General features: G+C 30.2%; 29 protein-coding genes. 3 read left to right on the top strand and 26 right to left on the bottom strand.

Features of this window, described 5'->3' with window-relative positions; genetic code table 11:
- Positions 1 to 35 precede the first annotated feature (35 nt).
- The 19 genes from NZD88_RS20795 to NZD88_RS20705 form a co-directional block, all read right to left on the bottom strand.
- Entirely contained in the window at positions 36 to 1,382 is a 1,347-nt protein-coding gene (locus NZD88_RS20795; protein WP_259831698.1) for a hypothetical protein, read from the bottom strand.
- On the bottom strand, positions 1,351 to 2,232 hold the full coding sequence (locus NZD88_RS20790) for a M23 family metallopeptidase (protein WP_259831696.1): 882 nt from the start codon (positions 2,230 to 2,232) through the stop codon (positions 1,351 to 1,353). The genes NZD88_RS20795 and NZD88_RS20790 overlap by 32 nt, the downstream gene beginning before the upstream one ends.
- Positions 2,225 to 4,237 (bottom strand): TraM recognition domain-containing protein, encoded by a 2,013-nt coding sequence (locus tag NZD88_RS20785; protein WP_259831694.1) that lies wholly within the window; start codon positions 4,235 to 4,237, stop codon positions 2,225 to 2,227. Before NZD88_RS20785 ends, NZD88_RS20790 begins: the two co-directional genes overlap by 8 nt.
- Positions 4,238 to 4,317: 80 nt before the next feature.
- Positions 4,318 to 5,250 (bottom strand): conjugative transposon protein TraN, encoded by a 933-nt coding sequence (locus tag NZD88_RS20780; protein ID WP_259831692.1) that lies wholly within the window; start codon positions 5,248 to 5,250, stop codon positions 4,318 to 4,320.
- Between the two features lie 7 nt (positions 5,251 to 5,257).
- Positions 5,258 to 6,541: a conjugative transposon protein TraM gene (gene traM, locus NZD88_RS20775; protein ID WP_259831690.1), complete on the bottom strand. Its 1,284-nt coding sequence runs from the start codon at positions 6,539 to 6,541 to the stop codon at positions 5,258 to 5,260.
- Positions 6,541 to 6,945 (bottom strand): hypothetical protein, encoded by a 405-nt coding sequence (locus tag NZD88_RS20770; protein WP_259831689.1) that lies wholly within the window; start codon positions 6,943 to 6,945, stop codon positions 6,541 to 6,543. The genes traM and NZD88_RS20770 overlap by 1 nt, the downstream gene beginning before the upstream one ends.
- A 2-nt stretch (positions 6,946 to 6,947) precedes the next feature.
- A complete protein-coding gene (gene traK / locus NZD88_RS20765; protein ID WP_259831688.1) occupies positions 6,948 to 7,556 on the bottom strand; it encodes a conjugative transposon protein TraK in 609 nt (202 codons plus the stop codon).
- Positions 7,557 to 7,566: 10 nt separating this feature from the next.
- Positions 7,567 to 8,772 (bottom strand): TraJ family protein, encoded by a 1,206-nt coding sequence (locus NZD88_RS20760; protein WP_259831687.1) that lies wholly within the window; start codon positions 8,770 to 8,772, stop codon positions 7,567 to 7,569.
- A 3-nt stretch (positions 8,773 to 8,775) separates the two neighbouring features.
- Positions 8,776 to 9,582 carry a hypothetical protein gene (locus NZD88_RS20755; RefSeq protein WP_259831686.1) on the bottom strand — a complete coding sequence of 269 codons (807 nt, stop codon included), beginning with the start codon at positions 9,580 to 9,582 and terminating at the stop codon, positions 8,776 to 8,778.
- On the bottom strand, positions 9,579 to 10,244 hold the full coding sequence (locus NZD88_RS20750) for a hypothetical protein (protein WP_259831685.1): 666 nt from the start codon (positions 10,242 to 10,244) through the stop codon (positions 9,579 to 9,581). Before NZD88_RS20750 ends, NZD88_RS20755 begins: the two co-directional genes overlap by 4 nt.
- 2 nt (positions 10,245 to 10,246) lie before the next feature.
- On the bottom strand, positions 10,247 to 10,813 hold the full coding sequence (locus NZD88_RS20745) for a hypothetical protein (RefSeq protein ID WP_259831684.1): 567 nt from the start codon (positions 10,811 to 10,813) through the stop codon (positions 10,247 to 10,249).
- 101 nt (positions 10,814 to 10,914) lie between these two features.
- A complete protein-coding gene (locus NZD88_RS20740) occupies positions 10,915 to 11,568 on the bottom strand; it encodes a hypothetical protein (RefSeq protein ID WP_259831683.1) in 654 nt (217 codons plus the stop codon).
- A 10-nt stretch (positions 11,569 to 11,578) separates the two neighbouring features.
- The gene (locus tag NZD88_RS20735) at positions 11,579 to 14,632 is read right to left on the bottom strand and encodes a TraG/VirB4 family ATPase (RefSeq protein ID WP_259831682.1); all 3,054 of its coding nucleotides are present in this window, start codon (positions 14,630 to 14,632) and stop codon (positions 11,579 to 11,581) included.
- Positions 14,629 to 14,940, bottom strand: coding sequence for a DUF4133 domain-containing protein (locus tag NZD88_RS20730; protein ID WP_259831681.1), 312 nt, complete (start codon positions 14,938 to 14,940; stop codon positions 14,629 to 14,631). The genes NZD88_RS20735 and NZD88_RS20730 overlap by 4 nt, the downstream gene beginning before the upstream one ends.
- Before the next feature lie 6 nt (positions 14,941 to 14,946).
- Positions 14,947 to 15,276 carry a DUF4134 domain-containing protein gene (locus NZD88_RS20725; protein ID WP_259831680.1) on the bottom strand — a complete coding sequence of 110 codons (330 nt, stop codon included), beginning with the start codon at positions 15,274 to 15,276 and terminating at the stop codon, positions 14,947 to 14,949.
- 210 nt (positions 15,277 to 15,486) lie between these two features.
- A complete protein-coding gene (locus tag NZD88_RS20720; RefSeq protein ID WP_259831679.1) occupies positions 15,487 to 15,999 on the bottom strand; it encodes a hypothetical protein in 513 nt (170 codons plus the stop codon).
- A gap of 13 nt (positions 16,000 to 16,012) precedes the next feature.
- Positions 16,013 to 16,630, bottom strand: coding sequence for a hypothetical protein (locus tag NZD88_RS20715; protein ID WP_259831678.1), 618 nt, complete (start codon positions 16,628 to 16,630; stop codon positions 16,013 to 16,015).
- Positions 16,627 to 18,096, bottom strand: coding sequence for a relaxase/mobilization nuclease domain-containing protein (locus NZD88_RS20710; RefSeq protein ID WP_259831676.1), 1,470 nt, complete (start codon positions 18,094 to 18,096; stop codon positions 16,627 to 16,629). Before NZD88_RS20710 ends, NZD88_RS20715 begins: the two co-directional genes overlap by 4 nt.
- On the bottom strand, positions 18,093 to 18,443 hold the full coding sequence (locus tag NZD88_RS20705; RefSeq protein WP_259831673.1) for a DUF1778 domain-containing protein: 351 nt from the start codon (positions 18,441 to 18,443) through the stop codon (positions 18,093 to 18,095). Before NZD88_RS20705 ends, NZD88_RS20710 begins: the two co-directional genes overlap by 4 nt.
- A gap of 219 nt (positions 18,444 to 18,662) precedes the next feature.
- Between NZD88_RS20705 and NZD88_RS20700 the strand changes: the two genes are divergently transcribed.
- On the top strand, positions 18,663 to 18,968 hold the full coding sequence (locus tag NZD88_RS20700; RefSeq protein ID WP_259831672.1) for a hypothetical protein: 306 nt from the start codon (positions 18,663 to 18,665) through the stop codon (positions 18,966 to 18,968).
- Between the two features lie 57 nt (positions 18,969 to 19,025).
- Here NZD88_RS20700 and NZD88_RS20695 read toward each other — a convergent pair whose 3' ends face one another.
- From NZD88_RS20695 to NZD88_RS20685, 3 genes are all read right to left on the bottom strand, one after another.
- A complete protein-coding gene (locus NZD88_RS20695; RefSeq protein ID WP_259831671.1) occupies positions 19,026 to 19,403 on the bottom strand; it encodes a DUF6876 family protein in 378 nt (125 codons plus the stop codon).
- Between the two features lie 20 nt (positions 19,404 to 19,423).
- Positions 19,424 to 20,986 carry a DUF4942 domain-containing protein gene (locus NZD88_RS20690; protein WP_259831670.1) on the bottom strand — a complete coding sequence of 521 codons (1,563 nt, stop codon included), beginning with the start codon at positions 20,984 to 20,986 and terminating at the stop codon, positions 19,424 to 19,426.
- Between the two features lie 69 nt (positions 20,987 to 21,055).
- Positions 21,056 to 21,412 (bottom strand): hypothetical protein, encoded by a 357-nt coding sequence (locus tag NZD88_RS20685; RefSeq protein ID WP_259831669.1) that lies wholly within the window; start codon positions 21,410 to 21,412, stop codon positions 21,056 to 21,058.
- 526 nt (positions 21,413 to 21,938) lie between these two features.
- Here NZD88_RS20685 and NZD88_RS20680 point away from each other — a divergent pair.
- A complete protein-coding gene (locus NZD88_RS20680; RefSeq protein ID WP_259831667.1) occupies positions 21,939 to 22,121 on the top strand; it encodes a hypothetical protein in 183 nt (60 codons plus the stop codon).
- Positions 22,122 to 22,285: 164 nt separating this feature from the next.
- On the opposite strand, the gene NZD88_RS20675 is transcribed toward NZD88_RS20680, so the two are convergent.
- The 4 genes from NZD88_RS20675 to NZD88_RS20660 all read right to left on the bottom strand — a co-directional run bounded on the left by NZD88_RS20675 (position 22,286) and on the right by NZD88_RS20660 (position 24,750).
- The gene (locus NZD88_RS20675) at positions 22,286 to 22,732 is read right to left on the bottom strand and encodes a DUF6876 family protein (protein WP_259831665.1); all 447 of its coding nucleotides are present in this window, start codon (positions 22,730 to 22,732) and stop codon (positions 22,286 to 22,288) included.
- 136 nt (positions 22,733 to 22,868) lie between these two features.
- Positions 22,869 to 23,627, bottom strand: coding sequence for a helix-turn-helix transcriptional regulator (locus NZD88_RS20670; RefSeq protein ID WP_259831663.1), 759 nt, complete (start codon positions 23,625 to 23,627; stop codon positions 22,869 to 22,871).
- Between the two features lie 133 nt (positions 23,628 to 23,760).
- Positions 23,761 to 24,270, bottom strand: coding sequence for a GNAT family N-acetyltransferase (locus NZD88_RS20665; protein ID WP_259831662.1), 510 nt, complete (start codon positions 24,268 to 24,270; stop codon positions 23,761 to 23,763).
- Between the two features lie 105 nt (positions 24,271 to 24,375).
- Positions 24,376 to 24,750: a DUF6876 family protein gene (locus NZD88_RS20660; protein ID WP_259831661.1), complete on the bottom strand. Its 375-nt coding sequence runs from the start codon at positions 24,748 to 24,750 to the stop codon at positions 24,376 to 24,378.
- Between the two features lie 126 nt (positions 24,751 to 24,876).
- On the opposite strand from NZD88_RS20660, the gene NZD88_RS20655 reads away from it, so the two are divergent.
- Positions 24,877 to 25,338, top strand: a complete 462-nt coding sequence (locus tag NZD88_RS20655; RefSeq protein ID WP_259831660.1) for a hypothetical protein — start codon at positions 24,877 to 24,879, stop codon at positions 25,336 to 25,338.
- Positions 25,339 to 25,340: the final 2 nt, after the last annotated feature.

Here is a 25,340-nt window from a genome sequence, read left to right as displayed (position 1 = left end):
CAAAGAACATATCACTAAATATGTTCTTTGTCATTTTATCTGGTAAAGCCAGATCCTCTTTCTCTTGTTTTATTTTCCTCTTCTGAGTTTGATTGCTTCCTGTAATTTATTACACTTTGTATTTCTTTAATATCTTTGTTAAGACGGCTCATTTGGGAATTATTATCTGCCTGGAGAGCCTTAGAATACTCCGCATCTTTTTCCTTTACAATCTTAACCAGGTCATCTGTTGATTGTCCCTGATATTTTTTTTCCGAAAGCCTTTGAATTTCCTGAGAATCTTCAAAAGGTCGTAAATCAATCTTCACTTCAGTATATTCAGCTTTTTTATTTAGAGAAGGATCAATTGAATTGACAGACTGGATCTCCTTATCCACAATATTGACACTGTTAATTATGCTTTTATCTTCAGGGAACTTTTGAGCTTGTTGTTGTAGTTGCCCTTTAAGTTTTTGAAGCTCATTTAAATACTTATTTTCAATCTGCTTCTGCTGGTGTTCAGTAATCATTGTTTTGATTAATTGAATAGTTTTTATGAGGGTAAATGAAATGCCACCATCAATGAGTAAAGATCCGATGAGCAGGTTCCTTGAATTGGCAATAAGATTAAATCTATTTTTTTCTTTAGGGGACAACATAATTTCTAACCCATCATCCAAGCTAATTGATTTTCCTTTTTTCAATCTATCCAGTTCCTTATCGGATAAATAATGACCATTTACACTTTTAATTGAAAGTGAAGTAGTATCAATTTCATTAACAATATTTGAACCTTTATTAAGCTCAAATAATGAATTTTTAACCTGTTTGTTCTTTGGGTTATAATCTCCAACTGTAAAGAGATTATCGTATTTAATACTGCTCTCTTTCTTATTATTTAATTCAAACTCAATATTTTTCTTTTCAATACCGATATTATTGATCTGAACTCTATCACCAATTTTATAATTGGCTAATTTTTTTTCAAGATCATTTCCGCTAAACATGGTCTGGCCACGCTCATTTTCAAGCACAACAAAAAAAGTTTTTTCATTCTTTATATCACCAAATAAATGATCTTTGCCGAAATTGACAATATGCCCATAATCAGCTAGTGCTTTATACATATTGGCGTTTTTGAAAAGATGATAAATCTCGGCAGATGAAACATTTTTATGCTTAATCATATCATTATTAAGGAGTTCAATCTTTAATTTAGAATCATCTAATGAAAGGAGAACGGCTTTCTGATCTCTTTCAATTAATAGTTCGCCTCCGGATATAAGATTTTGAAAATCCTGATTGTCAATTTTGGGATTAAGTTTTTCGTCTTTATCCAGAATCCCATACTTTAATAAGTCACTCTTTAACTTATCGTTGAGTAAATTTTCTTTTTGTTCCATAATTTTCTGCAATTGTATTATTAGCTATGATTAAATCGTTTAAAAATTCAATAGGGTTGATGAACTTATCATTTTCTTTAACGGCAAAATGTAAGTGAGGCGCTGTTGATGTCCCGGTATTTCCACTGATAGCGATAACGGCTCCTGGTTTTACTATATCATTTTTTTCTACAAGAATTTTAGATAAATGCAAATAGTAAGTTTTGAAATATTTGTGATTGATTACCACATAATTTCCATTTCGTGATGAATAACCTGTTTCAGTAACCAATCCATTCATGACTGAAAAAACTCTATCATAGTTTGCTCTCAAATCAACTCCGGCGTGTAATTTCTTAGTCCCATATACTGGATGAACTCTGTAGCCGTATTTTGAAGTTACATGAAGGTTATTAACAGGCATATGTATCTTTTGCTTTATAGGCGTTTTCCTCTCTATGTGATCCTCTTCATAAATAAGAGGGAATTGCTTATAAGCAATATCTTGATCTACTTCTTCGAAGTCGGTATCATCACTCTGTGGAATAGGAATTTCTTTCTTAACAATTTTTTTAGAAGGTAAAATAGTGTCCTCCTTTTTTGAATTGTAAAATTCTAGTGAATCCTTAAAAGAAAACACACTTTCATTTTCTTTCTTTTTTCGCTTACGCTTTTCTTTTATTTTAGATTCTTTCTCAATAGGTTTACTTTCCGGAAGATCCAGGAAAACATTTCCTGTCTTTCTTTCAGGGTTAACCTGATAAGCTACTTTAGCCGGACTTTTATGGTAAATTGTATTGAACTGAGAATAGTAAAAATTCATAAAGAAGACCATAAGTAAAAATTGAAACTTGAATACCTTTTTATTCATAAGGAACTGTTTTTAATTTTTTAATTAAAGTATCTATATCGTTATTTATCTTTAAGAAATTAGAGAATAAAAACTCATTCTTAATGTTTTTATCCCCTTCCTGAAACTTATAAAATATTGGCATATCCGGATAATTATTCTCTTCTCTCTTAATTGCGTTCATATCAAGATTTATCTTTCCGTTGAAAACGGATGTTGAATATTCTTTTAATCCTGTATTAGATGAATCATTTCTTTCATTTTTCGCTAAGATTCCAACCATTTCCCCTGTTTTTAAAGAAGCGATCTTAGAAGCCGGTATAAGGTTATCCATCCGCTCCTGAATACTATAGCTTGTATTATTCTGATTTACAGAAAGTGATTTTGACTGTTGCTTTACTTTTCCAAAGAGTTTTTCAAGCCAATCCAGTGTACCTTTATCTCTTGCTGATCCACTGAATATATTCCCGATAATGGCAACAATCGTATCAGCTACTTCTTTTTTATAATACTGGCGCAATTGAGGCAGCTCCTGCAATCCCAATAGAACAGCAACTTTATTACTTCTTGCGGTAGCTATCAAATTATCAACCTTATGTATGTATATTGTTGGAAACTCGTCCGCAATTACAGCTGAAGGTAAATTCTTTTTGGTGTTGATCTGCTGTATAATTTTATTAAGAATTGCTGAATAGATAGCAGAGTTCTGATCTTGTGTTCTTGGATCAGAAGCTAATACTAAGATTGTGGGATTTTCATTATTTGAAATATTTAAACTTATATCATCACCTGAAAGGACCCATGCAGATTCTTTAGTATGAAGTCTTGACATGAATATTTTCAGAGTTCCGATTTGTCCCTCCAATTGGTCGAAAGCTTTATTATCATATGCGCTTTTAAAAGTTGAAAGCAGCGAGGTAAGCTCTATATTTTGAAATAAAATATCGAAGATATCCTCATAACTTCTATTTAAGAAGGCCAGTATATGTGGAAGATCAGAATACTTACCATCTTCATATTTTGCAAAAAAATATACCGTTGCTGACAAGAAGTTTATTGCTGACTGAGTAAAGAATGCTTCAGACCCCCCACCGCCTGAACCGCCACCCCTTTGCAAGGCATAAACCATTGATTCAGACATTTCCTGAGCGTCGGACTGTGTTTGAATAAATTCTGCCTTGAAAGGATTTACACGAACGGACTTTTCTACATCATTTACATTAACTACAGCAAATTTATGTTTGTAATTTGGATCACTTTTCTTTTTTTGTAGAAAAGAATAGTAGGCAATTTGTGCTAGATCCGGAAATTTAAAATCATAAAGACATATAGTAAATCCTTTTTTTATCATTTGTCTAATACTGGGATTTATAACTCCAAATGATTTACCACTTCCTGGGGTTCCTATAACGATAGTTCCCCTGAATGGATCGTAATTTAGCCACCCAACATGCATTTTTCTGTTGAAATAGAATAGGTAGGGAATGTTTATTATAGTATCATGTTCGACTAGTTCCTTATTCTGATCAAAACTTTCTTGTTCAACATTCCATCTGTCTTTTCCAAGTTTAAATTGAAATAATTTACTGATATTATCAGTGCCTACCATTAAAATAAGCACTCCTAACAATGATAGAAATAAATATCCTACATGATAAAAATTAAAATGGTTTAAAAACATTTTAGGCTCTTTCGGACTAAATGCATATGAGATCAAATACATTGAAGAAAAGATCAATAGTAGCCCGCCTAATATTGGAAGTGTTATTTTATTCGTGATATTAATGTCAGTCTCTTTTTTAGCTTTGGTCCCAATTGACACTAAAATCACCATCAATATCTGAAACAGTTTTATATGTAAAGTTGGAAATAAGAAATTCATTTTAGAGAAATTAAGTGCTAACTGACTTAAAATTTCATTAGGATAATTCCTACAAAACAGCACAAAGAAATCAACACCAACTAAAACATATACTGCTTTCTGAAAAAAATTATAAATTTTAATCTGTTCTTGCCTTTCTTGCATAATTTCATTTGATTTAAGGTTAGAAGAAATGAAGACCATCTAATTAAAGATGGTCTTCATATTAATAAGACAAGTAAAAATTAGAAGGTATCAGCTTCAAGAAGATCATTATACTTTATAGCTGTTGTCAAAGTTCTTCCTGAAATTCCATTTTCATAAATACGAATGTTTAAAATCTTATTATTTGGAAATGTAAATTTCTTCAGAACATAAATATTTCTAAACTGTTTTTTAAACCGGGTATGTTCGAAAAGCTGGTAAATTGGCTTTATGGTTATGCTCTGATTATTAGTTGCTTTATAAATTTTCTTATCATCTATTGAAAATTCAACATTCGCGATTTCATAGGGTAAATTTGTTGTGTTTGTAAAAGTGATATCTAAGAAAATATAATCATCATAGGCATATAAATTATTAACAATAGCTCCCATTTTAAAATCACTACTCTTTCTAACGGCATATTTATCTCCATACTTAATGATCTTCTGAGCGTATTTTTTCATTTCAAAATCTGAAAGAGAATTAGAAGGATATTCTAGTGGCTGCATATCCTGTTCAGTTATTTGAACATTCGTTATTACTTTATTCTCAACAGAACTTCCGTAAGCAAGACTATTTGATGTGTAGACTAATTTGTATTGAGCTATAAAGGATTGTCCTACTACCGAGATAACACCAATATTTTCACCTTCAAAATAATGAATCTCTTCTTTATTAAATATCTGAAGAGAGTCTGTAATATTCTCCGGAGATTTGAATTTTGAAATTTTTAATCTAACTAAATTTTCTGCCGGAAGATCACCAATTAGTTTATCAGAACTTAAATCTACAAACTGTATTTTCTCTGGAGATCTGAATAAGATATTTACGTCTTTGGTAATAAATATTACCGATAGTCGATTTTCAAAAATCTTATTTTGTTGAATAACTCCTAAATTGGGTTCCGTGCCGGACTGTGCAAAAATCGTTGAAATTGTTCCTAGTAAAAGGAAGAATGATAATATATATTTCATGACTTGTTTATTGATTGTTTTTATAGATTTCTTGTCTTCTTTTGTCCATTTCTGAATTATCAATTAAATAGATATGAGTATTATACTTTACTTTTACCTTATTTTCTCTTAGTACCTTAGAAATGGTTTGCGATGATGATTGATAAAGTGAAGTTAACATATTGCCAAAAAAGTCAGAATTACCATTATTTAATTGCTGACCTTGCACAAGGTTAGTCCCCATTTCACGAGTCATTTCTCTAAATTGAGAAGCAGGAACGTACAAACCTTCCATACCATCAATATCATAAATATTTAAGTTAATAGGAAGGATCTGATTCTTATAAAGAACTGAAACAACTGAAAGCTTTACCCGTTGAGAATCAAACCCCGTAATAAGTGCAAAAAGAGGGGTTCCTTTATCTATTTTCAGGTTTCCTATATAGATATCATCTAATAATCTTAATTTTAAACGACTCCCCATATAACCTTTAAGATTTTCATCTACAATTGCCTTAATAAAAGATTCATTATTCTCTCTATAAAAGCTGTTAAAATGGTTTGTCTTGTTATCCTTAGTAACTTTCAAAGATGAATTAAGGTAAAATCTTTTCTTTTTATTGTTTGCAGCATTCATCTTCTGAAGCAGTTGCTGTTTAATAAATTCCGGATCTTTTGATTTCTCCAGGGAATCAGCAAACATCATTTGCTCCCTCATTAATCTTAGTTGTTCTTTTCTCCATTTATCAGGAGATTCGTTATAATCATCAGCTTTGGTTCTTGAAGGTTTTCTTTTTTCTGTATTATCAGAATTAATGGCCTCCAATAGTTTCATATTTCTGTTATAATCCTGATCCTCCCGTGCTTTTGTATCGCCTGCAAAACTTCTACCTGTGCGATTATTTGGATTATAATAATCAGTTTTAATGGCATTTGCAGCGATTCTAGAATTTTCCAGTTCACGTTGCATTTTCTTCATGGCCTTTATTGAATCCATCTGCCTTCTCTGAGCAGGTGTCATATTATCCTTGTAAAATGCCAGGCTATCTGATTCTTCATCAATAGTAGCTAAGGCAGTACCCTGATCTTTCTGCATCTGATAAGCATTATCATAAGCTTTTCCTTTATCAAATATATCTTCAACTTCTTCAGCATTACCTAAATTGGTTGATAACTCTTCTACTTTAACAGCCTCCTCTTTCCCCCCAAATTGATTAAGATTATAACTAATAAATAATGCGAAAGGCATTGTAATTAGTGGAATAATATACTTGGGCTGTTTGAAATTTAATTTATTTATTGCGAAAGCCATTATCTTAAATTATATTTTTTGGTTATCCTCCGAATTTCTAAAGTATCTTGCTTAGTAAGATTTTTCCTATTTTGAAATTCTTTGAGTTTGTCTAGGTCTTTTTTCATTTCTAAATAATCTCCTGCCTGTTGAACAATAGAAACATTCTGCTTCTTTTCAATATTGCGATCTTCAGTATTAAAGAGCTTATCTGACATTTGCTTATACGATACCTTTGCATTTTTTACGGTATAGTTATAGTAAAGTATATTGCTGAAAATCGAAAAAATGGTCAAAGCAACCATTGTATACAAAACATTTTTAGGATGTTCTTTTATATACTTCACCGCCTTTTCCTTTCCAGCTTTTATTTTTTCAACTACGGCATTTTTCTCCGGTTTTGGCTGAACTGTATCTTTTTCCATAGTTATTTTTTAAGGGTTTTAATATCTGTATTATCTACTATTCGCCAATCTTCTAACAAAACACCATGAGTATTATTATCCGTTCTTGGGATATCTCTAAACTTCCCATGTGTTATAAGATTGCGCTCAATCAACTGGGTTTTTCTATTTATATATTCTCTACCGTAAAAAGTAAAAGCTTTATTGGCATAATCCATTTTTATACTGTCTTTAATGACTGTAACAATAGAATTTGAGGAAATAATCTGATTATAAAACCCGGACTCTTTTAGAGCCATATACTCCTTATTACCTGATTCATCAATCAGATATAGAGCTTTTTTCATTTGGGCCTTTATATAATCATCATCAGGTGCTATGGTAAAAAATATTGAGTGAAATAAATCTACCTGAGATTTATATTCAAGCTCCCGGTTCATTGTATAATCTGTCTGTTTAACTAGCACCGGAACTCCATTATCCAATACATAAATTGTTTTTCTTGAATCACTTATTAAGAGATAAGAAAATATAAAACCAGCAATTACAATTACCACAGAAAGAACTAAACACATTATTCCAACTGTCTTACTAAGTTTCATTTTCTTTTCTAAATCTGCTACAATTCCCATTATTATTATTTTATTTTTTTAGTAAACTTGCTCCTTTAGTTGCAACTGCTGCAACTGCTTTTGTCACCATCCCTCCAGCTCTTTTACTTCCACTCATTCCGGAACTAATACCATTAGCAGATATAATGTAATTACATAATGTTGGGGTCATAAATACTCCAACGGCCGTCACTAACATTGTAACTGCAACCAATCCTAGATTAAACTGATTTGATTGCATTACCTGCATGAACATTCCGGTATTGGAAATAGAGCCATCGTCTGCGAGAATCTTGGAATATCTTTCAATTTCTGCGGTGTAACCAAATTTGATTAATATCATTCCAAGCCTAAGTGTTGTAAACGCAACAAAACCATAAAGATTAATATTTATGAATCTGGCCACCCATGTAGAAAAAGAGGTAGCAAATATTGGTATTACTGAAATTCCAATTGAAATTGGTCCTGTAATAATTAAGAAAGTTGCAAATAAAAGTGAAACAAAAATTATTGCATATACAGCGACTCGGAGAACCCATAAACATATGGTTTCTAATAAAGCAGATAAAGCTAAAGATACCTGAACCTGTAACCGAGCTGTTAACTCATATACAGGAGCTAATAGACTGTCTCCAGCTGAAAGTACAGTATCTGCAATATCTTCCAACATGCTTTGATTGGCCTGTTCTTGCTGTTCTTTTTTCGCTAGAGCATCACCCTGTTGTTCATATATCCTGTCTATCATCATATTGACATACTTAAAACGCTTCCATCTTAAAGCACTCACTTGGTCTTGCTCAGATTGAAATGCAGCAACCGCTCCGTCCCGTAGCATATCACATGGCTTTTTAATAATATTTGTAAATGCCAGCCAATTCATTAACACGAATGCCGTGGCAAATGGCTTTAAAATTGGCATAATTTCCCATTGTTTATCTCCTGCCAGCATTTGCCAACCTATGTATGACAGGTATAGTAAAGTACCCGCTCCGGCTATAGCCTGTCCCAAAATAATCATGCTTCCATATTCACTTACCATGAATGTGTTAAAAAGAGGCATAAATGATTGCGAGAACCAGTCCTCAATTACTCCTTTTCCTTGTAAGAAATCAACTGCCTTCTGATAAAATTCATCACTCTTAGGAGGGGTCTGAACTGCAGATGTAGCCCATAAAAGTGTGGGACTAAAAAAAAGCATTATAAAAATGCTTTTTAAATAAAATTCTTTATTTTTCATGATTTAATAGATATTTGCTTGATTTAAAGCTTCCTGAAATATTTCAGCGTCCGACCTGGTATAATTTGGAATTTGTGATTGTTTCCATTTCATAAGATCTGCCTTAGAAATATCCTGTAAATAAAAAGTGCTTTCGAGGTCTTTCAACCTTTGTTTCATCCGTCTCCATTCCAGAAAGACGTCATGATACATTAACAATCTTTTCCCTCTACTGACATCAACTTTTTTGGCGATACTATATTTATCTTTAAGTTCTAAAATCATTTCACGATAATGTGCAATCATACCATATTGTTGTGCTTCCTTAAATGGTTTTTCCTTAGAAAACCCCCAATCAACGTAAAAGGGACTGTTTATATTAAAACCTTCTAGTGAATTCAAATTAGGTTTATAATAAACTAAATAGAGAGGATCACTGATTGTAGTAAGATTTGTATAGTTTAGAAACTCATTATTTTCCTGCTCTTTCCAAGAATTAGTATGATTTAGAAGCTTATTAGTTCTGTCATCCATCATATCCATTTGAACCTGTCTCTGAGCTTGTTTTCCTATCGGAGTTAAAGGCCTGATATCTGGACCATTCTTATAATCTCGATTTCTGGATGGTGCCCACATACCCCATATTTGACCATATGCAAAATTAGTCTGAACTCCTAAAAAGTAAGTTGGTTTAGGCCTCCAGTCATTCCACTCATAAAATACTTGTCTTTTTTCCTGGCCAACTATACTTAAATCTTTCAATCGTTTTACTGACTGGGAGTAAGGAAAGAAAGAGAGAAGAAAAACTGATAAAAAAAATATTTTTTTCATAGCCAACTTGCTTGTTGTAAAATTTGTTTAATTAATTCCTTATCCATTGTATAATACAAATCCATATTAGGGATATGCCTCCAGTATGGAATTGACTTTGCATTTTTAATATAAAGTACAACTGAATAAACCAATAGATTCAAATCTCTTATTTCACCTTGAACTTTAGCCAAAAATAAAGTCCGATTGTGCATGTCAATTAAATATTTAGGATCTTCTTTTAATATAATTGAAGTTATGTATTGTTGGCACTCAATAGCCTTAATATAAGCTTTATTAAAAGTTGGAGTACAGAAAACAACATATTCAGGATATTGACCTGCCAGCTGTGACATTTCACCTAAATGATTAAATAATTGTTGTAGATCAGTATATATTCTTTTAAGTTGCTGGCCATTTGCAATGAGGCTGTGAACATTGGTAAGATAAGAATGAAGCTGTTGTCGAATGACTAAAATTTGTGCAGCCTTCTGATTTATTTCTTCGTATTTATCCTTAATGGATTCATATCTATTTCTCAAAAGGTTTTCACTTGCTATTCTCATCCCATGATTAGATGTAACCTGCGCATGAAACTCAGGATTGTAGTACATGGTAACATAGTTCTGTGAAAATACATTGACAAAAAATAAAAAAAATGATCCTGATATTATTTTTTTCATAATTATAAATTTTGGAGTATTTCTTTGAACATTTGTTTATCCTCTTCTATTCCCGCAAAGAACATTGCTTTTTTCCAGGCAAAAGTTGACTTAGCTGTTCTTATTTTGGAATAAATTCCAATGGCTTGATAATAGAGTGATTGGAATTCATTTTCAGCGAATTTTAATAAGATCCTTCGCTCTTTACTTTCCATCTGATTAATAACACCATATGATGCAATAATCCCATAAAGAAACAGGGTATTTTGCTGTAATTGTTGAGCAAAAGAAACCTGATCAGGTAGTGCAACTAAAATAAAAGCTGGAGCATCCTGAAGTTCTTGAAAAATTTTACTCTGATATTCATAGGTACCCTGTGTATATTTTGTAATATTCCACGCAAATGGAATCCCCTGGATTAGAAGGGAAACACTGCTGAGTCTCGACCTAATCTTTTGGGTTGTCTCATCCATTTTTTTAAACTCTCCTTTATTAACTTCCTCCAAAGCAAAATTTTGTACTGCTCCATTTCTCATGTCATACTGTCTAGGGTCTTCATCTACAGCCTCTTTAATTTCTGTATTCATCATATAAAAACATACATGATCTTGGGAAGAAATTTGAGACGAGGCTTTGTAAAATGCTAGTATTAGAAGTATAGTATAAAGTATTTTACAATTTCTCATGATTTTTAATAAATGGATGCCTGGTTAATAATCTGATCAAAAATAGCCTTATCCGTGTCCATATAATCCTGAAATGGATTAATAGCTCTCCACCAACCTTTAGCCTTAGCTCGCATAATTGAATACTTAATATTTATCAAATAAAAATTTAGCATTCTCGTTTTTTGCTCTAAGCTTTCTAATAGTAACATTCTATCTCCTGATGTCATTAAATTAAATTCACCACTTGATAAAAGCTCTGAAACTTCAGCATAGTATTCTATTGATTTATTGTATACCAACTGTCCTGCCTTTACACCAAAAACCGAATATTCAGGCTGACTAGAAACTTCTTCGTAAACCCCCTGTAGATTTTGTGGCATTTTAGAAAGTTCATCGTAAATTCTTTTAAGCTGTAATCCATTAGATACAACACTATTTACCTGAGAAAGCCCTTTGTAAACTTTATTCTGTACATCATTTACTAAAACCATTTGTGACGTTAGCCATGCTTGTTTTTGTTTTATTGCTGACATTTCATCTATGGTCTTTTCCTGTGAACTTTTTAGGTTCCCTGCATATACCAACATGGCTGGTGCTGTCAATATATCAACATAGGTTGTTTGTGCTTTGAAAAAACTGAAAACACAAAAAAATAAGGTTATCGTAATTTTTTTCATATATAAAATATTAAGTGATTAACTCTTCAATTGTGCAGTCTTGCTCTTCCATCTGCTCATTGATATATTTGCTCAAATCAACCTTTTTCGATTTATTAATTAGCTTTTTATAATATTCTAAGGCTTTTTTGTCCATCGGTTTTTTATAGATATTTATCATAGTAACTAGATCTTTCATGTTTCCCTTAAATAAAGAAATATCCGAAATAAACTCTTCCAGGGCATCCTGATAGTTTCCAAACTTTTTTACATATACTTCAATAGCTTTTTTTTCAGGTTTTTCAGTCGTATAGGTTAAATATTGAGCAATAGAAACTTCATTTCCATATACCTCTCCAGTTGAACCACGCTTTAGATAAAATTCTTTCATTGGGGCTCGGTTTAATTTATTGTTTAGATTATTTACGGTGAAAATTTTAGATTGCTCTACTTCATTAAGAGAAAGTAATGCAGCTATCTCAGTAAAATTGTCTTTAAACTTGGTCTGATCTAAAAGTATGAAGGTATCAGAGTTACTTATTATACTATCCTTTACAACAGCATTACCAATAATATCATTTAGTTCCTGCGTAACTACTATGGCTTCTCCCCAGAACTTACGAACTGTTTTGTATAAATACAAAATGTAGCCACCCATCAGTTTGGATGCAATTGCTTTCCATGCTTCTTCTATGATTAGAGCTTTCCTTCTATTTTCACGTAAACGCATTTTTTGAATAAACGTATCCATAATAATTAATGTGACAATAGGGAAAAGTTTGGGATTATCTTTTACATTATCAATTTCAAAAACAATAAAAGGTTCATAAAATAAGGATTTATCAGCTTCTTTGTTTAGAGTGGTTTCGTATCTTCCTCCCTTATAGAAATCTTTTAATACATGTAAAAATGTTCTGATATTAAACTCCGCTTCATTAATTGCATGTTTTTTATGATTCAGGTACACCGGAAGAAAAATTTCACAATACTCATAAAAGCTATTGAATGACAATTCTTTTACTTTGAATTTTCTATCAATATCCTCAATTTTTGCAATCACGTATTTCCTAAATTCCTCTTTCCATTCATCCGAGTTAATACGTGGTTTCTTCAGTACTTCTGTAGATTGTGTAACAACCAACTGTGTTTCATCATATTCTTTCCTTTTTTCATCATCATTTAGCACTTCATAAGCTTTATATACTTTTTGTAATTCTGTATGATAATGATCCTCATTGAAGTTCTCATTATTTACATTTGAATCAGGATGGTACATAATTGATTTTCTACGGAAAGCTTTTTTAATATCATCCTTTGTTGCATTCATAGGAATTTCAAGTACCGAATAATAACTATCAGCTTTACTTTCAAATGAACTATTAAATTCCGTTACAATTTCTTCTTCGTAATAATTGAAACGTCCTAAAAACAGGATAAGCTCATCTGTAGTTTTTGATTTATACCAATCTCTTCCGGAATTAAAAAACTGACTATAATATGAGAGTAGAGTGTTATCAAGAATACTTTTTTGGGTAGTACTCATACTTTCGTCAGCTCCTTGCCAAATAAGGAAAATGAGATTGACTAAGAATTCTGTTTTTTCAATATTAAATTCCGCTTCAGCAACATTAAAGGGATTCATACTGATTGGATCATCTTCTTTATATTGTATATACTTACCATTATAGTATTTACAAGTTCCTGAATAACTATCTCCAGTATCAACTATAACAACATCATAATTATAAGTCAGATACTGTTCAATTATATTGTTCATTAAAAACGACTTCCCAGAGCCACTCGGACCCAACACAAATTTATTTCTGTTGTTAATTCTTCCGGTTTCTCTGGGTAGGTCGCATAGATCCACTTTCAATGGTACTCCTTGCCTGTCGGTAAATCTTAAGTAGATATTTGATTTTTCGTCAACAGGATAGGACTCCTTAAAAAAAAAACAAAGAGAAGCTTCGCTTGTCGATGTAAAATAATTGTAGCTTTTCAGCTCATTAATGTTTCCTGGAATAGATGCCCTGAATAATTCAAATTGATTATAGCTTTGTTTAGAAGTAATAATTCCTTTTTGAAATAATTTTGATTCAATCATTGATGACGTTTTATCAAGCTGCTCTTTATCTGAACAGGATAATATTATTCCAAAATAGGCATCAGTAATTAATTGATTATCCTTAGCAATGCTTGTCAGTAGCTCTTCAATTTCGTCAGCTAATATAATATTTGCAGGATCAGATTTAAATCCCTCATGGCGATTCTTCTTTAATTGAAGTTCTTTATTTCTGTCGTTCTGGATGGGTATCGCTATAACTTGGTTATAAATGAAGCAATTATATTCCTGAAGATCACTTAAAAAACTAAAATTATCAACTGCCGTATTTTTTGAAGCTGAGGAACTTCCCCCTAAAAAGGAATATGGAGCTACTGTATTGGGCACTTGTATATCTTCCACGTCTATAAAATCTATAACTCTTACTGCCTGATTATTGACTTCTAAATGTGAATCAAGAGACTGCATATTATTTAAATATTTATAGTATGAAGAGAAATCCATATTTAAATAAGAGTAATAATAATTTTCCCAATCTTCTTTCATCATAAATACCGGATCAAAATCATTGTCTTTCAAAACCAGAAATATTTTTTCTGCTCTTTCCCTAAAATCCGCATATTTCTTTTCTGAATGTTTGTAGTCACTTTTCTTCTTTGAGTTATCTATATAATGCGAAAAAATAAGAAGTGTTTCGATAACCTTAAAAAGTCTTCCGTCAAAGTGTTCTGAATACTTTTTTTGCAGATATTCTTTATTATCTTCTGCTTTATAAATTCTTTTATCAAAAATATCTAGCTTCTGAAAAATGTGTCCTTCACCTAAAATATTTACCAACTGATTAAAAACAGAATGGTATTTTTGGTAAAGTTCCGCATCAGCAGAGTATTGAGTTACAACATTTTTAATTTTAATTCCTATTATTGGATTCCCATAACATCCAATTAAAGTATCATAGTCCGTGTTATAGACACTTGAAAGATCAAAGCCGATAAATGATTTTTTAAATACTTTCTGTTTCATTTGTTAATAATTTTTTTTATTCGGTTTTGATGAACCCAAAGAGTTTTACTGTCCTTTGACTTATTAAATAAGCCTCTTGTCTTTTGAAAATGCCCCACAAAATAAATTGTTGCTGCAACACCCAAGATCATCATACCAAGTCCCAGAATGATATTAAAACTTGTTCCTATCGCACCGATAACAAGAGATAAAATCAATCCTCCAGCTGCATAGTATATAAACTTTCCTTTATAGCCTTTAAAAACAAAGGGCTTTTTAAGCCCTTTGTAAACTGGATAATGAGATACATTATTCTTGTTATTTTCCATCTTTAATTAGTTAAAGAATGCACTAACAAATGTTGGTGCAAGAATTAGAAATAAACAAGATCCACCCCAACCTAGTAACTCTTTATTGATATCCTGGTCCCCATTACTCCACTTATTGTAGATACGAATACCTCCAATTACACCTACCACACCACCAATGGCTTTACTTAAAGTGGTAATTGCTGGCCAGTAACCTTTAATAGAGTTAGCTGCTGTTGTTACGGCTGTACTCCCAGTACCTCCTGCAAACATTAAAGAAGTTGTGCCAAATAAGGCAATCAAACACATCACACCTAGAACATTTTTTCTGTTCTTAAAAAAATTTGCTTTTTTCATCTGTAAAAAAGTTTTAAATAATTAGTTAATAAATAAATTTTAAACAACAAAGACAATCAAGACAACTATTTTATTCAAAAAAAAAATCCTTGAATTATTCCTTTTTAAACTACTATAGCTGAATCAAATTTCTATGGCTATTAATTGGTTATATAATAAATTGCAAAAGTAAAAAAAATAAAACACCAAAAACAACCAAGACAACTATTTTTAAAATAATTGAACTTCTGCGTAATTGAATGATGATATCTTTGTTGCATTTTCAATGAAGTCAAGAACATCAATATTATTCTCTATAACTTCATTTGAATAAGTTTGTAAATTCTCTCCCTGAAGAAGTTCCCGAAATTTCATTATGAAAGAATTTGAATTACTTTCAGGAATTTCAATAACTGAATTATCTTCACTTACGTATTCGCTTTCAATGTATGTTTCTTCTTCCATTTTTTTCCTGGCATCAAGTAATATCTGTTCATCAGACCTTTCCTCAATTTCTTCTGCAAAAATCTGATCATTACTATCTAAATTTTCAACAGCATCAAAATTGATTACTTTAGTTTCTTCTGGTTCCGGAACAATGGCATCGTGGTCCTCCAATATGATTGCTTGATCTTCCGATTGATCTCTATTAGCTGATTTTGGTTTTGCTATAAAAGCATCATAAATAATCTGCCCTAAGAAATAAATTCCATAGGCAGATAAAACGATAAATAAAATTTTCATTGTGGTAAATATTTTAATCAAATAAAGAAAAACTGAGTTCTTCAAAAGCTTTACGAAAAACAAGCTCGTCGTTATATACACTCAAAAAAGAACGTTTCAAATTATTTGTAAAAAAAATAGGTGATTCAATAATACTTCCGAAAGAAGACAAAGTATATATTAAATTTTGATCACAAGAAATATTCTTGTCAAAGAAATTGTTAAGAAAGTATACATTCCCATCATAAAAATTTTCTAAAAACTTTCCGAATTCTATTGTCGAACTTAATATATTATCATAGTAGGCAAAAGGCGAAATAATAGCATTTGAATGCTTAATCAAATTTACCATGTCACCTTTAAAGTCAGCTCTCAGATCAACAAGATATAAAGTCTTTTGTTCTTTAAGTTTTGAAAGGATCATAATATTATTTAAAATATTTATCTTCTCATCTGAGACAGAATCCATTAAAATATTAAGATTGATTTTTTCTTTTTCAGAATGAAATAAATTTTCTAAAAGCAAATCACTACCATTGTCTATAATATAAACTTCATCAAAATTTCTATGCTTTAAAAAATACTTAGATAAATAAATAACGAGTGTAGACTTTCCAATATTCTGACAGAAATTGGTCACAGTTAAAATCATCTTTTAAACTTTCTTCTTCTTTTTCTATAATTTGACGCTGAATTCTGATCTTCACCAGATGGCTGTATTCTATTTGCAGCTCTTATTAGCTCAGTGAGTATATCTTTATCAGATTTGTTAATGTTATTCTCTTTGAGATTTTCATTATTATTATTTTCGAATTCTGAGTTTCCAGGTTTAGAAATATTACTTGTATTACTAATCCTATTTTCAAATTGTTTAGCTGTCTTTTCATTAACTAAATCATTAATATTGAAAATATATTTATCTCTTTCATTAAAAACAAAATAATTCTCTCCTACCTTAACAGTTGAAAAATGTGTGTTGAAATCAATAGTTTCTTTTACACTAACCTTACAGAACCCATTAACAATATTTCTGTTAATAATGAAATCAGTATAAGGTACTTTTTTTCCAAAGTCAAGTAAAAAATCAGGTATGCTAAAATTGTTCTTTCTTTCAAAATAGAATTTAGCAGCTAATTTTGTTTCGTCATTTTTAAAAATTGAATTTTCCAGAAAGTCAAAGATCGTTTTGTCTACTTTTATGTCCGTAAAGGTAAAAATATTTTTCATATCTGCAATATCCGATCCTTTAAAAACACATTTATTTTTATTATCAATAAGTGTATAACCGAAAGGAGTTTTATCTTCAGAATAAGAAAACAAAATATCAAAACCAAATTTCGTTTTTAAATCTTTTTGTAATTGACTTTTCCAATCAACTACTTTATTATCATTTACAATACCAAAAACTTTATTGTTAGAAATCTCTTTATATTTATTTAAAATAGCTGTAACTTGTTTTGCCGACTTTCGGTCAGCTCCATTAGTGAGTTTAATATTTTTAATTTCAATATCTCTTAGTTTTGTATCATGATATAAGATTGAAAGCGAATCATCTTCTATATATGAATCGAATCCATTGTGTTTAAGTAATTTTTGAATTTGAGAAATATTATTACAGGAATATGATAAAAGATTTTCTAATTTTAAATTATAATCAATACCTAAAATATTTTTCTCTGCTTTAGCTAGAGCTTCCTGACATTTTAATTTAGTATAACTATGTACCATCTGCTTTCCATTTTCAACATTGACATTAGTTGAAACCAAATGGACATGATTATTTTTTGTGTCACTATGAAATACTGCAATATAAGGTTGATTATCATAACCAAGATTTTTCATGAAATCATCTCCAATATTTTTCAAAGTTTCTTTAGAATACTCACGACCTTTACAAGAAATAGAAACATGAAAATGTACATTTTCAAATTTCTTATTCCTGGGTTCAATAGACTTTAAATATTGTTTAACCTGATCTTTATTTCGGACATCAATAAATGAAGGAAAATTTTTTGCAGAAACTAACTCTCCCTTACCTTTATCAATTTTATCTTCGTTATATCTAACGCTACCAAAATCTTTATCCTTTATACTTTTTTCATGTAATACAACAATCATTTACTTAATAAATTATAGATCTTAAAAATAATATCTGATTTCTCTTTTGATAAGGAATAAAGTTTACTCATTAACTCATTATGTTGTTGTAAAAGATTATTAGAGATTTGCTTTTCAGCATTAACAATTTTAGCAATCTGATTAATATTATTGTCCACTTTGCTATAGAAATAATCATCCTTTCTAATAAAATCAAAGATGCTTTTTTTTGTACTGTAATCAACTTCATCTTTTATTTTTGAAATGACGAATTCAGTATAGTTACACCCTAATTCAGAACATTTTTTGGTTAAAATATCCTTTTCTTCTTTCGATAATCTAATGTCTATTCGTGCAATTTGTTCCATTCTAATTCAAAAAAAATGCGAGTTCCGAGCGATTTTTACTCCTTTTTGAAAAAAAGGCAAGATGTTTTTGGGAGGTTCATCCGTACAAAAGCACATCTTGCATACTAAGCGCCCTTTAACAAAATTTTAAAAGTCAAAATTACAAAATCGAAACAACCTAAACAACTATAACTATCAAAACAACATTATTTTTTTTTATATATTTGAAAAAAAAATCTCATGGAGAATATTGACAATAAAAATCAGGACCAACAAAAAGAAAATACTCCAGTATTTTCAAAAAATGAACAAAAAGAAAAGGCTGTTTTAGAATTTGCTTATATTAAGGATCAAATCGAAAACTCATTTGGAAATGCCACCGAAAAGCAGAAAAAAAATATTTTTAAGCTTTTAAAATCTTTTGAAAAAGATTTAGAAGATCTCTTAGAAATTAAAATAAGTGTTAGAGATAAATCAACATATCTACAATTAAAAAATTCAAATTTTGATTCCAACGCTTTAAAACTTTCAAAATATATACAATAAAAAAAGCCTGCTTTTTGCAGGCTTTAGTTTTATCGTTTTTAGTAGTCAAAAAAAACATCAGGAATTGAAATAAAAATCAAATTCTATCGGAAGGCAAACAGTATTATTTTTAATAACTATATGGAGGGAATCAAAATAAAAATCTATTATAATATTATTCATAATTAGAGTAACTTCTTTAAGAGAATCTTTACATATAATATTAAATAATTCATTGTCCTCTCTCTCAATATACCAATCCTGAACATCACAAAAAATGAAATCTTGTTGATTCAAAATTAACTGAATAATGTCCATACAATTTTCATTTTCAATAATTTCATTAATACCTTCTGTAATAAAAAAAATTTCTTTAATAAGAATCAATTTTTCTTTTTGGTAACAAATATTATAAAGCTCATTAGCATTATTTTTTATTCTTTTTTTATTTTTCATGATAAGTTAATTTAGATTGATTAATTAAATTCGAGTTGCAGAATCTCGCTGTTTTTTTCAGTTCTATCAGATTTTTTCGGAGTGTCTTTTCTTTTTTCATCATCAGGAATCCAATTCTTTCCAAGACAAGCTTGGTAATTAAATTCATCCCAAAGTTCTTTGTCTTTAAATTCTAGATGAATTGTTCCTTTTTTATGAAATTTAATTCTAAAGAATGTAGAATGGCACTCTTTTTCAAAAGTGTCCCCTGTTCTTACTTTACCAATTAAATTAAATTTATCCTCTAATGCCATACTAATTGAAGTAATTTCGTTTAGGCTCTTTCCTGAAATAACACATAAAACTTTATCCAAATCTGAGAGATTAGATCTTCCCCAATCTGAGTAGCCTAATTTAAAAGCATCCCCATATTTTCTAAGATGATCCGCATTACAATAGTCTCCATATTTTACATATGCAGGTGCTATAATCTTTTTATTGATCTTATAAGCTGAGTTAGTCTTCCATTTTGGTACAGGTAAAATATTTGCATGAGCATAAGAAGTAAGATTATCAAAAACATCTATTATCATTTCTTTAATAATATTGTCCTGATTGCCCATAACCATACTGAAAAAAGAAAAAATATTTTCTTTATTAAAAGACATCATAGATTGTTGAGAAATAAATGCATCATAATTTTTGATCATTGATGAAGACATATATCTTTTTACATCCAGATATTTAATAACATAATTCCACATAAATACTTTTGATTTTATAGAAAAATGTGAAAAAATATTTTCTGGGGTTTCATTTTTTAAAATCCAGTCTTCTTCGTTTTGATAACCTTCATCTGCAAATTGTTCCCAATAGTATTTAAATTTTGCATCAGCTTTAATTTTCTCAATTAAAGCTATTTTAGTTTTTTCGCAGCGTATTTTTAAATTATTAATTATATCATTCTTTTGTACTTCAAATTGTGAAAAATTAAAGTCAAATTCATTTGAAATCTCTTCATCCTTTACATAATTGAATTCAAAAAAACTATCATTCTTTTTGATTTCAAACCAGATTAATGCAACTTCTACATTTGTTTTTCTTTCGGCATCTATAAAAGCATTTTCAATAAAATCAATTTTAGCCTCATACTTTTTTAGAAAAAAAGCTAATCTTTTTCTATTTTCTGAATAAGGGTTTTTGATTGTTTCTGCATTTAAAATACATGCAATTTTTGTATTAGAAGAAAGCTCTATTGCTTTTAATAGATGAAGATCTCCGTTATCAAAAGGAGGGTTCATAATAATGAAATCAAAGTACATATCTTTCTCATAACTTAGAAAGTCACTATGAATTACTGGAAAACCATCAGCACGCAAAATTTGTTGAAGCTCAGGTTCTAGTTCGATACAAAATACTTTAGATTTTGTTTTATCCTGAATGAATTTTGCAATATCTCCTTTCCCCGCACTTGGTTCTAAAATATTTCCATTAATTCTAAACATATCTTGCCAATCATATTTTCCTGTAACTCTATAAGGTTCTAAAAGTTTTCTGATTAAATCTTCTGGGGTTGGATAAAAGTTTGAATTAAATATTGCCATTGGTTTTAATTGTAATTGTATTTGTGAGAATTATTAAAGACCTTTTAAAGACTTGCCCAGGTCTTCGACTTACTTCGAGTTAAGTCCTAATTCTTTTAATAAATTTCTTTGCTTGCTACTCATGCAGGTTGTCAATTGCTTATAACCTAAGCCGTGTCTCTTGAAAATTTCAGATCGAATTTTTTTGGTAAAGGATCTGGGTCCCTTCTCCTTGTCATTTATTTTTGCGAGTGCAATTAATTTATCGTAACCCAGATTTATCAATTCCTCCTTAACTTTCGTTGGTTCTTCAGCTAATAATCTTCCATAAATACTTTCATCTAAGTCAGCAAAAGCTTTATCAATTATTGGTTTAATTAGCCTAATTTCGTCCATTGTTAAGACTATTTCCCCTGTAGTAAGGGTCATTGTAATTGTTTTTTTCATAATATTATATTTATTAGTTAGTAGTTATATTGTTTAAAGGTTTAAGATTTTAAAATGTTTGTATGCTTTGGTATTCGAGGACACTTGACTTTTTCTGAAGTGGCAGATGCCGTAGGTAAAAAGCATAAAATAAGTTTCGTTTCTGATAAGTTGCTTTTCCGTTGATTTCAAAGAACACCTGTTCGTTTGCTTCGTACATTCTGAGGTATTCGACTTTTCTATGCAATGTCTCGTGAAAGATTTTAGGGTTAAAAATGGGGCGGAGTATTCCGCTGGGTGCCGGGGTAGCTTTTTTGTGGTGGGTTTATTTTTTGCAAAAAAAATGGATTCCCAAAAAAGTTACAGGAAAGAAGTTTTAAGAAAAAAATATTTCAAATTCGCATTAGAAAATCGGATATAACCTCAGACGGAGCAAATAGCAGGATTGTTCTTTTCAACGGGGAAGTGTCTGGCCAGAATCAACCTCCTTTAGCTTTTTACCAAGGCATGCCACACATATATATGAAATTCCACTCAGCGGACGGGAATGGGATCAGGAAGGACTATGCCGGGGCATCTGATTCCCGGACAGCTGACCCAAAAAAAATACTTCGTTAAAATGATTCCGGCAGCGCAGGATATCGCCAGGAACCGGAATGATTTAACGAACTATAAACTATTCCGATTTTTAACGAAGTATTACAGATCCGGATCTTTCTCCAGACTATAAAAATAATTCGTTAAAAATCGATCTGTAGAAGATCCTGCCATTGTTTTTGGCGAATTAAAAAAGCCATCTGAAAGATGGCTGCCGATGGAAAACCTAGGCCCTGAAGCTGTTGGCTCCATCGGTCCGGTAAATCTCCCAGGGATTATTAATAGTCGGAAAAAACATTAACCTATTCTTTTCGACATCTCAGTATTCATAAGTTGAAATCTTAAATAATATGGATTAGCAGTAATTTTTAGTTGGGATCTAGTTGCAGATAAATATTCACTCGGAAGCATAATTAAGTTGTCTTTCATACACACAACAAGATCATCAAAGAAAAAGTTGCATTGCAGTTTATCTTGTTCAAAAATTAGATTCCCATCACAATCTGTTGCTTCTATTCTAAATTTCTTATAAGCAATTCTCTTTAAAGTCCAAGTCTGTGAATCATAGCAATTCAGATGATCTTGGGCATCAGTCATTATTTTTAAGAACCAAAAACATTCTTCTTCCCCTGCAACTTCAAAGATTCCATCTGTCAATAAAAACCCTTGCTGAAAATTGTGAAAAACTTCTGAAATAACGTAATGACTGTAATATTTATTGGCTGACTCAAGGTGATTTTTCATAACTATCTGCATTAAAATTTCTCTTTAATATTATTAAGAATCAAACTTATTATTTCATTACCTAAATATCTAGAAAAATACCCTGAAATACCCCCTGAAATGTTCTAAGGGTAACCCTTATTGTTGATTTTCAATACTATTGAGAAATAAGTCTAATAAGTATTTTATTATGTTCTTCAATTTTGCTTTTACTCTTCAAACCCGTTTTTTTATAAATAGAACTTAAATGAGTAGACAAAGTCTTTTCAGAAATATTTAGAGCATCACTTAAATCAGGATACTTCATTTCTGGGTTATTCAAAATTAACAGAAGGACCTCTTTTTCTCTTTTTGATAAAGAATCTACAGAAAATAAATTTTGAAGCTCTTTGTTTCTTCTGGAATAAAGAAAATAATCTATAGATGTTATAAAAATAGCGGCAGAATACACTGTATGCTCAATTAGCTGATTATCCCCATATATCAATATAACTATTGGAAAGCCACAAAAAAAAGAAAAAGATAAAATCCCATTAATTGCATGAATTTTAAGAAAAAATTGCTGCTCATTAAGAATTGTATTAATCTTTTTGTTTACAATGAAGAATAGAAATAAAAATAAAAAAACGACAAATAATGATAAAAATAATAATCTACTTACGAATAATTCCTTTGTAAAAACATATGGCAGAATAAAAAATGTAATGAAAAGAAATAAAGCCATCATCCCGATTCTTTCATTCATTAAGTTTTTAAAAATATAATTAAGTTGGTATTCATTTTTAACGAAAATAAAAAAATGGTAAGCCACAATAAGACCAATCATCCATGCGAAAATATTTTGTGAGATAATATCAACCTTAAAGTTTTTGTCAGGTAAAAGTCCTTCAATAGTGTTGTATATAATACCATTCATCCATATTAATACATATTTTAATACATATTGTTTATCAGTTGATTTCCATACAAATAAAAGTTTAATAAAACCAAAGACAAACAATAATGTGAAGATGAGTAGGTATATAAATGTAGTAGGTATAATTTGAGTTTTAATCATATCTCATGAAGTAAAGTGGATAATTTAGAACATGATTTTCTTCAAAAATTTGGAATCCGGATTTTTGATAAAAGTTTAAATTATCAAGAGCTGTTGTTTCTAAAATAACTGTTCTCCCAGTATAATGCTCTAAAGCTTGTTTCAATAATATAGTCCCCTGTCCTCTTCCTTGAAATGAAGGTTTAGTACCCATTAACCACAGATGAACATAATCTGAATTACTGTGGTTCATTTTTAATACTCTTTCTCTTTTCAAAACCTTGTAAATATTCTTTATTCCAATAACCCTTAGAACCAACTGAACTTCTAAAAGAAGTCTTTTGAAATTAAAATTTTTCGAATGAATGAAGAGAATTACTGAATTGAAATCTTCATTAATAAATACTTTTCCAAACATTAAGGCCATTCTAAACTGGAAGCGAAAAAGTTCTCTTAGTTTTTTTTCCCGATTTTTTCCAAATCCTACTATAAAATTGATTGAATTATCAATTAAAATATTCACGAAACTTTCTGTTAAAATCTCGACAATTCTTTTTTCATGTGATCTACTAGCACTAATCATAAATTACGTTGCATTGCATAGCTATGACAAACGTCCAAAGCTATATTAATAAATATCTTTCTCTATTGGCAAACATAATAATTTTCCTATTTTGAAAATCTGTAAGTAATCAAAATAAAAATCAATTCGTAAGTTATTTTTCTCATATAGGATTTCATTCCTAACATTAGAACATGTAAGATTAAAAGCATTCTCTTCTCTTCTTATCAATTCCCAAATTTGAATTTCTAATTTGGGTCCACATTGCTGTTCTAATATTAAATCTATTAAACTAAAGCAGTCTTCATAAACTGCAATATCATAAATTCCTTCAGTTAGTTTAAATCCATTTTTATACTCATGCAACTTTTCTCGACTTGTGTATATATTATAAAGATCATTTGCAGAGTTTCTAATCTTACTATTATGTTTATTCATCATGTATATTTGGTTTTTTTCTTTTGGTGTATTTGTTTTTAAATTTTCTATTCTATCTTTGGCATTATTATATTAACTATGTTATATCTTTGACAAATATAGTCTAAATTCAGACCTAATAAAAAATTTATGGATAAAATTCAGACCATAAAAGAGCGAATTTTTATATTCCTCGATAAAGAAGATATTAAAAGGACAACTTTTTATAAAGAGACAGGTATGTCCTCCTCGAATTTTAAAGGAGTAGCACTTAAAAGTGATTTAGGTGTTGAAAAATTAGCTAAGATTTTAACCGTTTATCCGGAACTTAAAGAGCATGGCAATTTAAACTGGCTTATAACTGGAAATGGAAATCTAGATTTGAGCCAAAAAAAAGACCAACAAACAGTTGATCTACAGGACGAAAATAATAGTGAAAAACTAGGTGATCTGCTTGCAAATATGTATGCACAGTATGATACAGTAGATAAAGGTTTATCATTTATTCAAAAGAAAATAGCTGAATTGGAGAAAAAATATGATAAAGCAATTGCCAAACAAAACAAAGATTTAGAAGAAATTCTTACTCAAACCAAAGGAGTTGTCAAGTAAAC

The sequence above is a fragment of the Chryseobacterium pyrolae genome (genome assembly GCF_025153485.1).
GTDB lineage: Bacteria > Bacteroidota > Bacteroidia > Flavobacteriales > Weeksellaceae > Chryseobacterium > Chryseobacterium antibioticum.
The sequence above is the reverse complement of the archived record's forward strand: the minus strand, read 5'-3'. Positions and strand labels throughout refer to the sequence as shown.

Coding starts and splice junctions, on each gene's coding strand:
- traM (WP_259831690.1), bottom strand. CDS start 6,541: ATGGCTTTCGCAATAAATAAATTAAATTTCAAACAGCCCAAGTATATT.
- traK (WP_259831688.1), bottom strand. CDS start 7,556: ATGGGAATTGTAGCAGATTTAGAAAAGAAAATGAAACTTAGTAAGACA.
- NZD88_RS20795 (WP_259831698.1), bottom strand. CDS start 1,382: ATGGAACAAAAAGAAAATTTACTCAACGATAAGTTAAAGAGTGACTTA.
- NZD88_RS20745 (WP_259831684.1), bottom strand. CDS start 10,813: ATGATGAATACAGAAATTAAAGAGGCTGTAGATGAAGACCCTAGACAG.
- NZD88_RS20790 (WP_259831696.1), bottom strand. CDS start 2,232: ATGAATAAAAAGGTATTCAAGTTTCAATTTTTACTTATGGTCTTCTTT.
- NZD88_RS20740 (WP_259831683.1), bottom strand. CDS start 11,568: ATGAAAAAAATTACGATAACCTTATTTTTTTGTGTTTTCAGTTTTTTC.
- NZD88_RS20780 (WP_259831692.1), bottom strand. CDS start 5,250: ATGAAATATATATTATCATTCTTCCTTTTACTAGGAACAATTTCAACG.
- NZD88_RS20760 (WP_259831687.1), bottom strand. CDS start 8,772: ATGAAAAATAAAGAATTTTATTTAAAAAGCATTTTTATAATGCTTTTT.
- NZD88_RS20685 (WP_259831669.1), bottom strand. CDS start 21,412: ATGAAAAAAACAATTACAATGACCCTTACTACAGGGGAAATAGTCTTA.
- NZD88_RS20770 (WP_259831689.1), bottom strand. CDS start 6,945: ATGGAAAAAGATACAGTTCAGCCAAAACCGGAGAAAAATGCCGTAGTT.
- NZD88_RS20700 (WP_259831672.1), top strand. CDS start 18,663: ATGGAGAATATTGACAATAAAAATCAGGACCAACAAAAAGAAAATACT.
- NZD88_RS20725 (WP_259831680.1), bottom strand. CDS start 15,276: ATGAAAAAAGCAAATTTTTTTAAGAACAGAAAAAATGTTCTAGGTGTG.
- NZD88_RS20655 (WP_259831660.1), top strand. CDS start 24,877: ATGGATAAAATTCAGACCATAAAAGAGCGAATTTTTATATTCCTCGAT.
- NZD88_RS20660 (WP_259831661.1), bottom strand. CDS start 24,750: ATGATGAATAAACATAATAGTAAGATTAGAAACTCTGCAAATGATCTT.
- NZD88_RS20695 (WP_259831671.1), bottom strand. CDS start 19,403: ATGAAAAATAAAAAAAGAATAAAAAATAATGCTAATGAGCTTTATAAT.
- NZD88_RS20735 (WP_259831682.1), bottom strand. CDS start 14,632: ATGAAACAGAAAGTATTTAAAAAATCATTTATCGGCTTTGATCTTTCA.
- NZD88_RS20750 (WP_259831685.1), bottom strand. CDS start 10,244: ATGAAAAAAATAATATCAGGATCATTTTTTTTATTTTTTGTCAATGTA.
- NZD88_RS20710 (WP_259831676.1), bottom strand. CDS start 18,096: ATGATTGTTGTATTACATGAAAAAAGTATAAAGGATAAAGATTTTGGT.
- NZD88_RS20715 (WP_259831678.1), bottom strand. CDS start 16,630: ATGATTTTAACTGTGACCAATTTCTGTCAGAATATTGGAAAGTCTACA.
- NZD88_RS20670 (WP_259831663.1), bottom strand. CDS start 23,627: ATGAATGGTATTATATACAACACTATTGAAGGACTTTTACCTGACAAA.
- NZD88_RS20720 (WP_259831679.1), bottom strand. CDS start 15,999: ATGAAAATTTTATTTATCGTTTTATCTGCCTATGGAATTTATTTCTTA.
- NZD88_RS20705 (WP_259831673.1), bottom strand. CDS start 18,443: ATGGAACAAATTGCACGAATAGACATTAGATTATCGAAAGAAGAAAAG.
- NZD88_RS20680 (WP_259831667.1), top strand. CDS start 21,939: ATGGGATCAGGAAGGACTATGCCGGGGCATCTGATTCCCGGACAGCTG.
- NZD88_RS20675 (WP_259831665.1), bottom strand. CDS start 22,732: ATGAAAAATCACCTTGAGTCAGCCAATAAATATTACAGTCATTACGTT.
- NZD88_RS20785 (WP_259831694.1), bottom strand. CDS start 4,237: ATGCAAGAAAGGCAAGAACAGATTAAAATTTATAATTTTTTTCAGAAA.
- NZD88_RS20730 (WP_259831681.1), bottom strand. CDS start 14,940: ATGGAAAATAACAAGAATAATGTATCTCATTATCCAGTTTACAAAGGG.
- NZD88_RS20755 (WP_259831686.1), bottom strand. CDS start 9,582: ATGAAAAAAATATTTTTTTTATCAGTTTTTCTTCTCTCTTTCTTTCCT.
- NZD88_RS20690 (WP_259831670.1), bottom strand. CDS start 20,986: ATGGCAATATTTAATTCAAACTTTTATCCAACCCCAGAAGATTTAATC.